We start from the raw sequence: 5,940 nt of genomic DNA, 5'->3' as shown, positions 1-5,940 counted from the left end.
TTGCTGCGCACGGCCTCGGCGAACAGCGTTTCCTTGTCGCGATAGTGGCTGTAGACGGTGAGCTTGGACACGCCGGCCTTGTTGGCGATCGCGTCCATGCTGGTGCCCTCGAAACCCTGCTTGACGAACAGTTGCTTGGCCGCATCGAGGATCGCGGCGCGCTTTTCCATGTCCTTCGGGCGGCCGGGGCCGGCGGATTTGGTTGTAGCTAAGGTTGACATGACATCGACATCTTCGGGACTCGCAATGGGTCCAGCAAGCGGATGCACCGGGCATCAAAATATACTGGACAGTTCAGTTTAGTAATTGTAAGATAGCACAATCCGGCGTTCGTGGGGCAGAAAAACCGCCTTTTCCCTGCAAAAAATTCCTGCTGCGACACGTACTTTTGCGCGATTCGCCGGTTCGCGCAACCCGTCAGCAACGATGTGCATATTCCGCCCAGAGGCACCAGGCCATGTTCGACACGTTCATCGCTTCCCCGATCCGCATCGCGACCGCGACCACACTGCTGCTCGGCACATTCGCCCTCGCCGGCTGCGGCAGCCACGCCGCCGCACCCGCACCGCCGCGCAGCGCGATCGTCGCCCATCCGCAGGCCGCCGACGCGATCAGCGCCGAGGTGTATTCAGGCGAGGTGCGCGCGCGCTATGAAAGCCAGCTCGGCTTTCGTGTCAACGGCAAGATCCGCGCACGCAAGGTCGACGTCGGCAACCATGTCGAAGCGGGACAGGTGATCGCCGAGCTCGATCCAGCCGATCTGCAATTGCAGGCCGGCAGCGCGAGCGCGAATCTGGCTGCCGCGAAGGCGAACCGTGATCTCGCCCAGGCCGACTACGACCGCTATCACAAGCTGCTCGACAAGAACTACGTCAGCCAGACCCAGGTCGATGCGCAGGCCAACGCGCTCAAGGCCGCGCAGGCGCAGGTGCAGCAGGCGCAGGCCGCGCTCGCGGTCGCCGCGAACCAGACCGAATACACGAGCCTGCGCGCCGACCATGCCGGCGTGATCACCGCGCTCAACGCCGAGGCCGGCCAGGTCGTCGCCGCGGGCCAGAGCGTTGCCACGCTCGCCTGGGATGGCGCCGTCGAAGTGGAAATCGCCGTGCCCGAGAACCGGATCGGCGCGTACAAGGTCGGCGCACCGTTCGCGATCGAATCGTGGGCCGATGCCGGCAAGCAACTCGGCGGCCACCTGCGCGAAATCGGTGCAGAAGCCGACCGCACCACGCGCACCTACCGCGTGCGCGTCAGCTTCGACGACGCCGGCGCCGCGCCGCGCCTCGGCCAGACCGCGCGCGTCTACTTTGCCGACGGTGCCAATGCCGGGCAGATCGTGATTCCGCTGTCGGCTCTGCACGAACTCGGCGGCAAGCCGGCCGTGTGGATCGTCGATGCGAAGACGCGCCAGGTGAAGCTCGCCCCGGTCAGCGTCGCCGCCTATCGCGAGCAGGGCGTGACCTTGTCCGGCGGCACCGGCACGCAGGACTGGATCGTCACCGCCGGCGTGCACAAGCTGCGCGAAGGCGAGGCGATCGCGCCGGTCGACGCGCTCAATCGCCCGCTCTCGCTCTAAGGAACCCGCGTCATGCTGGCCTCGGCTCTCGTCGCCTTCGTCCATCATCTCGCCGCGTTCGCGATAGCGACTGCGCTCGCGATCGAACTCGTCACGCTGCGCGGCGAACTGAGCGTCGAGAAGGCACGCCGCCTGATCAATGTCGATGCGGTCTACGGCATCGCCGCAATGACGCTCGTCGGCGGCGGCATCGCGCGCGTGATCTGGTTCGAGAAAGGCAGTGCCTACTATCTGCACAGCGCTCCGTTCATCGCCAAGATGATCCTGTTCGCCGCGATCGGCCTGCTCTCGATCCGGCCGACAGTGACGTTTCTCTCCTGGCGCAAGACGCTGGCCAACAACCGCGTGCCCGTGCTCGCCGCGGACGCGCAGCGCAGCCTGCGTCGCATCGTGCATCTCGAACTCGCCCTGCTCGCGCTCGTGATCCTGTGTGCCGCGCTGATGGCCAAGGGCATCGGCTTCTTCGGAGGATGAAATGAACCACGATTCCGCAACCCCGGCCGCGGGAGCTTCGGGCGGCGTGCGCCTGTTGCTGCGCCTCGAAGGCCTCGCCGCTTTCCTGATTGCGCTCGCCTTGTACCACCAGACCGAATACGGCTGGGGCATGTTCGCGCTGTGCTTCCTCGCCCCCGACCTGTCCTTCCTCGGCTATCTCGCCGGTGATCGCGTCGGCGCGATCGCCTACAACGCGGCGCATTCCTATCTCGGCGCGGTCGCCGTTCTCGTCGCGAGCGCCTACTTCGCCGCGCCGCTGCTGTTCGCCGCCGGCCTGATCTGGTGTGCGCACATCGGCTTCGATCGCGCGCTCGGCTACGGGCTCAAGTACGCGGCCGGCTTCGGCCACACCCATCTCGGCCGCATCGGCCGCCGCGCCAGAACCACTTCGTCGCCCACCACGGACGCCGCCACATGAACCGCTTCAATCTTTCCGAATGGTCGCTGCGCAACCAGCCGCTGCTGCGCTACTTCATCGTCCTGCTCGCCGCGCTCGGCGTGTGGTCGTACATGGGCCTGGGTCAGTCCGAGGATCCGCCGTTCACGTTCAAGGTCATGGTCGTGCAGACGCAGTGGCCGGGCGCGACCGCGGCCGAAGTCACCGAGCAGATCACCGAGAAGATCGAGAAGAAGCTGCAGGAACTGCCGCAAGTCGACTACCTGCGCAGCTATTCGCGCCCGGGCGAGTCGATGGTCTTCGTCGTGATCAAGGACTCGCTGCCGGCGAGCGACGTGCCCGACTTCTTCTACCAGGTGCGCAAGAAGATCGGCGACATCCGCTACACGCTGCCGCAGGGCGTGCTCGGTCCGTTCTTCAACGACGAATTCGGCGACACCTTCGGCAACATCTACGCGTTGAGTGGCGAAGGCTATTCCGACGCGCAGCTGCGCGACTACGGCGAGCGCCTCAAGCTCGAAATCCTGCGCGTGCCCGATGTGGCCAAGGTGCAGTTCGTCGGCCTGCAGGACGAGAAAGTCACGATCGAATTGTCCAACGCCAAGCTCGCCACACTCGGCGTCACGTTCGACCAGTTGCAGCAGACGCTCGCCGCGCAGAATGCGATCACGCCGGCCGGCAGCTTCGAAACCGGCAGCGATCGTATCTATTTGCGTCCCACAGGTGCATTCGATTCGGTCGACCAGATCCGCAACATCTCGATCCGCGCGAACGGCAACCTGTTCCGCCTCGGCGACATCGCCAACGTCACGCGCGGCTATGCCGATCCGGCGAATCCGCGCATGCGCTTCATGGGCAGGAATGCGCTCGGCCTCGCTGTGTCGATGCGCGCCGGCGGCGACATCATCCATCTCGGCAAGAATCTCGATGACACGATCGCGCGCCTGCAGCAGACGCTGCCGGTCGGCCTCGAGCTCGAACGCGTCACCGACCAGCCGCGCGCGGTCGCGCGCTCGGTCAGCGAGTTCGTCGATACGCTGGCCATCGCGGTCTTGATCGTGCTGCTCGTGAGCTTCTTCTCGCTCGGCCTGCGCACCGGCCTCGTCGTCGCGCTGTCGATCCCGCTCGTGCTCGCGATGACGTTCGCGGCAATGAAGTACTTCGGCATCGACCTGCACAAGATCTCGCTCGGCGCGCTCGTGCTCGCGCTCGGCCTGCTTGTCGACGACGCGATCATCGCGGTCGAGATGATGGCGATCAAGATCGAGCAGGGCTACGACCGCATCCGCGCGGCCGCGTTCGCCTACACCTCAACCGCGTTCCCGATGCTGACCGGCACGCTGGTCACCGCCGCGGGATTTCTGCCGATCGCGACGGCGAAGTCGGGCACAGGCGAATACACGCGCTCGATCTTCGAAGTCGTGACGATCGCGCTGCTGATTTCATGGGTCGCAGCGGTGATGCTGATCCCGTATCTCGGCTACAAACTGCTGCCCGAACGCGACCAGGCGCCGCCGCCGGCGAATTCGTGGCTGAACAAGCTGCCGCCGCGCCTGCGCCGCATTGTCACCGGCGAACATCCGCCGCATGCCGACCATGATCCGTACGCGACGCCGTTCTACAAGACCTTCCGCGCCCTCGTCGACTGGTGCGTGCGCCGCCGCTGGCTCGTGATCGGCGCGACGGTCGGTGCGTTCGTGTTGTCGATCGCCGGTTTCGGCCTCGTCCAGCAACAGTTCTTCCCCGACTCGACGCGACCCGAGCTGATGGTCGATTTGAAACTTACCGAAGGCGCCTCGCTCAACGCGACCGAAGCGCAGGTGAAGAAACTCGAAGCCTGGCTGGCCAAGCGACCCGAACTCGAAAACTACGTCAGTTTCGTCGGCAGCGGCGCACCGCGTTTCTATCTGCCGCTCGACCAACAGCTGCCGCAGGCCAGCTTCGCCGAGTTCGTGCTGCTGACGCGCTCGCTCGCTGACCGCGAAAAGATCCGCGCCGACCTGATCGAACTGTTCGACAAGGACTTCAGCGAGCTGCGCGCGCGCGTCGTGCGCCTCGAGAACGGGCCGCCGGTCGGCTATCCGGTGCAGTTCCGCGTTTCCGGCGCCGACATCGCCACGGTGCGCGGGCTCGCGCGCAAAGTCGCCGACGTGATGCGCAAGAATCCGACCCTGCGCAACGTCAATCTCGACTGGGAAGAGCCGTCCAAAGTCGTCAAACTCGACATCGACCAGGAGCGCGCGCGCGTGCTCGGCGTGTCCTCGCAGGACCTCGCCAACTTCCTGCAAAGTTCGCTGTCGGGCGTGCCGATCACCTACTATCGCGAGCGTGACCAGCTCATCGAGGTCGACCTGCGCGGCCCGACCGACGAACGCGCACGCCTTTCGCTGCTCGAAAGCCTTGCCGTGCCGACGCCGTCGGGCAAGGCCGTTCCGCTCAAGCAGATCGCGAACGTGTCCTACGGCTTCGAGGAAGGCATCATCTGGCGGCGCAACCGCCTGCCCACCGTCACCGTACGCGGCGACATCTACGGCGACACCACGGCGCCAACGGTGACCGCGCAGGTATTGCCGCAACTCGATGCGATCAAGGCCTCGATGCCGGCCGGATACCTGCTCCAGGTCGGCGGTGCAGTCGAGGAGTCGGCCAAGGGCCAATCTTCCGTCAACGCCGGCATGCCGCTGTTCCTGATCGTCGTGCTGACCGTGCTGATGATCCAGCTGCGAAGTTTCTCGCGCGTGCTGCTCGTGTTCCTGACCGCGCCGCTCGGCCTGATCGGCGTGACCCTGTTCCTGCTGGTCTTCCACGTGCCGTTCGGCTTCGTCGCGATGCTCGGCACGATCGCGCTGATGGGCATGATCATGCGCAACTCGGTCATCCTTGTCGATCAGATCGAGCAGGACATCGCCGCGGGACACGAGCGCTGGACCGCCATAGTGGATGCGACCGTGCGTCGCTTCCGCCCGATCGTGCTGACCGCGCTCGCCGCGATCCTGGCGATGATCCCGCTGTCGCGCTCGGCGTTCTACGGGCCGATGGCGGTGGCGATCATGGGCGGCCTGCTCGTCGCGACCGCACTCACGCTGCTGTTCCTGCCCGCCTTGTACGCAGCGTGGTTCCGCGTGCGACGCGGCGAGCCCGTCGCGCATCCTGCCAGCGACACGGGCACCGGTGCAGTAGTGGCGAGCGCAGGCAGCCATTGAATTCCGTGATCTGTGCCCAACCGTATTGACGCAACCGTTACCGATCGTTAACATCGGCATCGTTACTGATCGGTAACATCGTTTCGCATCACCGACGTAGGCTTGCTGTCAGCGACGATGCGGGAACATGCACGAAGGTTTGAATGACTTCCGGCACTTCGGACGCCGCCGCGAACTGCGGCATCGTACGATTGCCGGCGCAATCCCCAGACTTTATCCTTTGATTCTTTTCGTGAACGCCGGAAACCCCGCCATGTCGCTCAACGTCG

General features: G+C 65.2%; 5 protein-coding genes. 4 read left to right on the top strand and 1 reads right to left on the bottom strand.

Annotated features, from left to right (window positions below):
* Positions 1–221 (bottom strand): helix-turn-helix domain-containing protein (locus VF497_RS08535; protein ID WP_330887660.1); only part of this gene is annotated, 221 nt, incomplete at its 3' end.
* 236 nt (positions 222–457) lie between these two features.
* Here VF497_RS08535 and VF497_RS08530 point away from each other — a divergent pair.
* The 4 genes from VF497_RS08530 to VF497_RS08515 are packed head-to-tail and all read left to right on the top strand — an operon-like array spanning position 458 to position 5,671.
* Positions 458–1,576 (top strand): efflux RND transporter periplasmic adaptor subunit, encoded by a 1,119-nt coding sequence (locus tag VF497_RS08530; RefSeq protein ID WP_330887658.1) that lies wholly within the window; start codon positions 458–460, stop codon positions 1,574–1,576.
* A 12-nt stretch (positions 1,577–1,588) separates the two neighbouring features.
* On the top strand, positions 1,589–2,050 hold the full coding sequence (locus VF497_RS08525) for a DUF2214 family protein (protein ID WP_330887657.1): 462 nt from the start codon (positions 1,589–1,591) through the stop codon (positions 2,048–2,050).
* Between the two features lies 1 nt (position 2,051).
* Complete coding sequence (locus tag VF497_RS08520; protein ID WP_330887655.1) at positions 2,052–2,489, top strand: DUF4260 domain-containing protein; 438 nt, start codon at positions 2,052–2,054, stop codon at positions 2,487–2,489.
* On the top strand, positions 2,486–5,671 hold the full coding sequence (locus tag VF497_RS08515; RefSeq protein WP_330887653.1) for an efflux RND transporter permease subunit: 3,186 nt from the start codon (positions 2,486–2,488) through the stop codon (positions 5,669–5,671). The genes VF497_RS08520 and VF497_RS08515 overlap by 4 nt, the downstream gene beginning before the upstream one ends.
* Positions 5,672–5,940 lie beyond the last annotated feature (269 nt).

Origin of the sequence: Rudaea sp. (assembly GCF_036383415.1) — a bacterium.
Classification (GTDB): Bacteria; Pseudomonadota; Gammaproteobacteria; order Xanthomonadales; family Rhodanobacteraceae; genus Rudaea.
Note: the sequence above shows the minus strand (reverse complement) of the source record. Positions and strands in the feature narration are given on the sequence as shown.

Excerpts from the sequence above, each read along its gene's own strand:
- VF497_RS08530 (WP_330887658.1), top strand. The coding sequence starts at position 458 with ATGTTCGACACGTTCATCGCTTCCCCGATCCGCATCGCGACCGCGACC.
- VF497_RS08525 (WP_330887657.1), top strand. The coding sequence starts at position 1,589 with ATGCTGGCCTCGGCTCTCGTCGCCTTCGTCCATCATCTCGCCGCGTTC.
- VF497_RS08520 (WP_330887655.1), top strand. The coding sequence starts at position 2,052 with ATGAACCACGATTCCGCAACCCCGGCCGCGGGAGCTTCGGGCGGCGTG.
- VF497_RS08515 (WP_330887653.1), top strand. The coding sequence starts at position 2,486 with ATGAACCGCTTCAATCTTTCCGAATGGTCGCTGCGCAACCAGCCGCTG.